The 3,900-nt window shown below is 71.4% G+C and carries 4 protein-coding genes; all 4 read left to right on the top strand.

Going from position 1 to position 3,900, the window contains the following annotated elements; genetic code table 11:
- Positions 1-822 precede the first annotated feature (822 nt).
- Positions 823-1,317 (top strand): hypothetical protein, encoded by a 495-nt coding sequence (locus tag ACIPJI_RS35290; RefSeq protein ID WP_159695311.1) that lies wholly within the window; start codon positions 823-825, stop codon positions 1,315-1,317.
- 105 nt (positions 1,318-1,422) lie between these two features.
- Complete coding sequence (pdxS, locus tag ACIPJI_RS35285) at positions 1,423-2,340, top strand: pyridoxal 5'-phosphate synthase lyase subunit PdxS (protein WP_189473589.1); 918 nt, start codon at positions 1,423-1,425, stop codon at positions 2,338-2,340.
- The gene (gene pdxT / locus ACIPJI_RS35280; protein ID WP_307705416.1) at positions 2,340-2,930 is read left to right on the top strand and encodes a pyridoxal 5'-phosphate synthase glutaminase subunit PdxT; all 591 of its coding nucleotides are present in this window, start codon (positions 2,340-2,342) and stop codon (positions 2,928-2,930) included. The genes pdxS and pdxT overlap by 1 nt, the downstream gene beginning before the upstream one ends.
- Before the next feature lie 62 nt (positions 2,931-2,992).
- Entirely contained in the window at positions 2,993-3,745 is a 753-nt protein-coding gene (locus tag ACIPJI_RS35275) for a YebC/PmpR family DNA-binding transcriptional regulator (protein WP_005319764.1), read from the top strand.
- Positions 3,746-3,900 lie beyond the last annotated feature (155 nt).

The raw sequence follows: 3,900 nt of genomic DNA, 5'->3' as shown, positions 1-3,900 counted from the left end.
TCCTCACCGCGCTTCGCGCGAGTTGCGACGCTTTACTTCCGGACACCCCCCTCCTCCGACCCCGCCCCCCTCCCGCCGGACAGGCCTGTTCCGGCACGTGTCCGCGCAGGGGTGTGCCCTCGGCTAGCTGGTCCGTCAGGCCCGTGGTCGCTGCACGCGGGGCGGAGGCCCGGCGCTGGAGCGGTGACTGCTGGGGCCGGACCGCGAGCGGGGCCCGCGGCCCGGGCCGCGGGCCCTACCGGCCGAGGGCGGGCCCTTTGGTAAGGGCCGGTGCCCGTACCGGGCCGAGGGCGGCCCCTTGGCCCGGGCCGGTGCCCGTACCGGGCCGAGGGCGGGCCCCTCAGCCCAGGCCGGTGTCTGTTCCGGTCGGCGGGTGGCAGGGGCCTGTCGCGGCGCGAAGCTGCCGCTCCGGGGGCGTGGGGGCGTCAGCCCCCACCGAATCCTTTCCCCCTCCCAGGGAGGGGGCTGGGGGCGTCAGCCCCCACGGGGTCCGGGGCTTGCCCCGGTTTCGGGAAGGGGCGGGGTGGGGGAAGGCCCCGCGCAGCGGCTTAGGGCCGGGGCGCCCGGGGGCGTCTGCCTCCACCGAACCTTTCCGCTGGGAGGGTTGGGGGCGCAAGTACCCACGGGGGCCGGGGCTTGGCCCGGGGGAAAACGCTCCGCGCGGCGGCGCGGGCGTCGCGCACGGGGTGTGCCGGGTCCGGGGGCGTCAGCCCCCAGGGCGGCCGGGGGCGGACGCACCGGAGGGGGAAGCGTCGCGCAGCGGTAGCCTTGCCGCCCGTGAGCACCCTGATCTGGATCGTCGTGGCCCTCGTCGCCATCGGCATGTACCTCAGCTGGACCGCCGGGCGGCTCGACCGGCTGCACGCGCGGATCGACGCCGCCCGTGCCGCGCTCGATGCCCAACTCCTGAGGCGGGCCTCCGTCGCGCAGGAGCTCGCGACCGCCGGCGTACTCGATCCCGCCGCGTCGATCGTGCTCTACGAGGCCGCCCACGAGGCCCGACAGGCAGAGGAGGAGCACCGTGAGGTCGCCGAGAGCGAGTTGAGTGCCGCGCTGCGGGCCGTGTTCGGCGCGCAGGAGCAGGTCGAAGCGGTACGTCAGGTGCCGGGCGGCGAGGAAGCCGCGGGGGAGCTCGCGCAGGCGGTTCGCCGGGTGCCGATGGCGCGTCGTTTCCACAACGACTCCGTGCGTGCGGCGCGTGCGCTGCGACGGCACCGGACGGTCCGCTGGTTCCGGCTGGCGGGCCACGCCCCGTTCCCGCTGGCCTTCGAAATGGATGACGAACCGCCCGCAGCGCTGGCGGACCGGCCCACCTGACCCGGCGAAAACGATCCACCGGCTTTCCATTGGCCCTTGCAGTGGACTGGTCCGTGGATGTTCCATCGGTGACGCATCGCATCGTCGTCATCGAGTGAGGTCCCCGTGTCCACCAGCCCCCTCCCGCAGACCGCTGACTCTTCGGCGATCGGCACCTCTCGCGTCAAGCGCGGCATGGCCGAGCAGCTCAAGGGCGGCGTGATCATGGACGTGGTCAACGCCGAGCAGGCGAAGATCGCCGAGGACGCCGGCGCCGTCGCCGTCATGGCCCTGGAGCGCGTGCCCGCCGACATCCGCAAGGACGGTGGCGTGGCCCGGATGTCCGACCCGAACATGATCGAGGAGATCATCGACGCGGTCTCCATCCCGGTCATGGCCAAGTCCCGGATCGGCCACTTCGTCGAGGCCCAGGTCCTCCAGTCGCTCGGCGTCGACTACATCGACGAGTCCGAGGTGCTGACCCCGGCCGACGAGGTCAACCACAGCGACAAGTGGGCGTTCACCACGCCGTTCGTGTGCGGCGCCACCAACCTCGGTGAGGCCCTGCGCCGTATCGCCGAGGGCGCGGCCATGATCCGCTCCAAGGGCGAGGCCGGCACCGGCAACGTCGTCGAGGCCGTCCGCCACCTGCGCCAGATCAAGAACGAGATCGCCAAGCTGCGCGGCTTCGACAACAACGAGCTGTACGCCGCCGCCAAGGAGCTCCGCGCCCCGTACGAGCTGGTCAAGGAGGTCTCCGAGCTCGGCAAGCTGCCGGTCGTGCTGTTCTCCGCCGGCGGTGTGGCCACCCCCGCGGACGCCGCGCTGATGCGCCAGCTCGGCGCTGAGGGCGTCTTCGTCGGCTCGGGCATCTTCAAGTCGGGCGACCCGGCCAAGCGCGCCGCGGCCATCGTGAAGGCCACCACCTTCTACGACGACCCGAAGATCATCGCGGACGCGTCCCGGAACCTGGGCGAGGCCATGGTCGGCATCAACTGCGACACCCTGCCCGAGGCCGAGCGCTACGCCAACCGGGGCTGGTAATGACCACTCCCGTGATCGGTGTCCTGGCGCTCCAGGGCGACGTACGGGAGCACCTGATCGCCCTGGCCGCGGCCGATGCCGTGGCCAGGCCGGTCCGGCGCCCCGAGGAGCTGGCGGAGATCGACGCCCTGGTGATCCCGGGCGGTGAGTCCACCACCATCTCCAAGCTGGCCGTGCTGTTCGGTCTGATGGAGCCGCTGCGCGAGCGACTGCGGGCGGGCCTGCCGGTCTACGGCACCTGCGCCGGTCTGATCATGCTCGCCGACAAGATCCTCGACCCGCGGTCGGGTCAGGAGACGTTCGGCGGGATCGACATGATCGTCCGCCGTAACGCCTTCGGGCGGCAGAACGAGTCCTTCGAGGCGGCCGTCGCGCTCAAGGGTGTGGCGGGCGACCCGGTCGAGGGCGTCTTCATCCGCGCCCCGTGGGTCGAGTCGGTCGGCGCGGAGGTCGAGGTGCTCGCGGAGCACGACGGACACATCGTCGCCGTACGCCAGGGCAACGCGCTGGCGACGTCCTTCCACCCCGAACTGACCGGCGACCACCGGGTGCACGCGCTTTTCGTGGACATGGTGCGCGATAACGCCTGACGGGATCCCGGTAGGATCTCTCGGGTTCGTTCAGTAAAGGGTTACGCGAAGGAGACAGGCAGATGTCCGGCCACTCTAAATGGGCTACGACGAAGCACAAGAAGGCCGTGATCGATGCCAAGCGCGGCAAGCTCTTCGCGAAGCTGATCAAGAACATCGAGGTGGCGGCCCGTACCGGCGGCGCCGACATCGACGGCAACCCGACGCTCTTCGACGCCATTCAGAAGGCCAAGAAGAGCTCCGTGCCCAACAAGAACATCGACTCCGCGGTCAAGCGCGGCGGCGGTCTCGAGGCCGGCGGCGTCGACTACGAGACGATCATGTACGAGGGTTACGGCCCGAACGGTGTCGCGGTGCTCATCGAGTGCCTCACCGACAACCGCAACCGTGCCGCCTCCGACGTCCGCGTCGCCATGACCCGCAACGGCGGTTCCATGGCCGACCCCGGCTCGGTGTCGTACCTCTTCAACCGCAAGGGCGTCGTGATCGTCCCCAAGGGCGAGCTGACCGAGGACGACGTCCTCGGAGCGGTTCTCGACGCCGGCGCGGAAGAGGTCAACGACCTCGGTGAGTCGTTCGAGGTGCTCAGCGAGGCCACCGACCTGGTCGCGGTCCGCACCGCCCTCCAGGAGAACGGCATCGACTACGACTCGGCCGAGGCCAACTTCGTCCCGACCATGCAGGTCGAGCTGGACGAAGAGGGCGCGCGCAAGATCTTCAAGCTCATCGACGCGCTCGAGGACAGCGACGACGTGCAGAACGTCTTCGCCAACTTCGACGTCTCCGACGAGGTCATGGAGAAGGTCGACGCCTGACCCACAGTCATACGGCGCATACGGACGGGGCGCCGGGCCCCCCGCCCCGCCGCCCGGCCCGGGGGGGGGGGGGGGCCCCGCCGGCCCCCCCCAACCCATGAAAGCGGGGGGGGGGGGGGGCGCGTCCGGGGGGGGGGCCCCGGGGGGGGCCCGGG

The sequence above is a fragment of the Streptomyces sp. NPDC086835 genome, from assembly GCF_044745705.1.
Taxonomy (GTDB): Bacteria; Actinomycetota; Actinomycetes; order Streptomycetales; family Streptomycetaceae; genus Streptomyces.
Note: the sequence above shows the minus strand (reverse complement) of the source record. Positions and strands in the feature narration are given on the sequence as shown.

Bases quoted from the DNA above. Each gene is read 5' to 3' on its own strand.
- ACIPJI_RS35290 (WP_159695311.1), top strand. From the start codon at position 823: ATGTACCTCAGCTGGACCGCCGGGCGGCTCGACCGGCTGCACGCGCGG.
- pdxT (WP_307705416.1), top strand. From the start codon at position 2,340: ATGACCACTCCCGTGATCGGTGTCCTGGCGCTCCAGGGCGACGTACGG.
- ACIPJI_RS35275 (WP_005319764.1), top strand. From the start codon at position 2,993: ATGTCCGGCCACTCTAAATGGGCTACGACGAAGCACAAGAAGGCCGTG.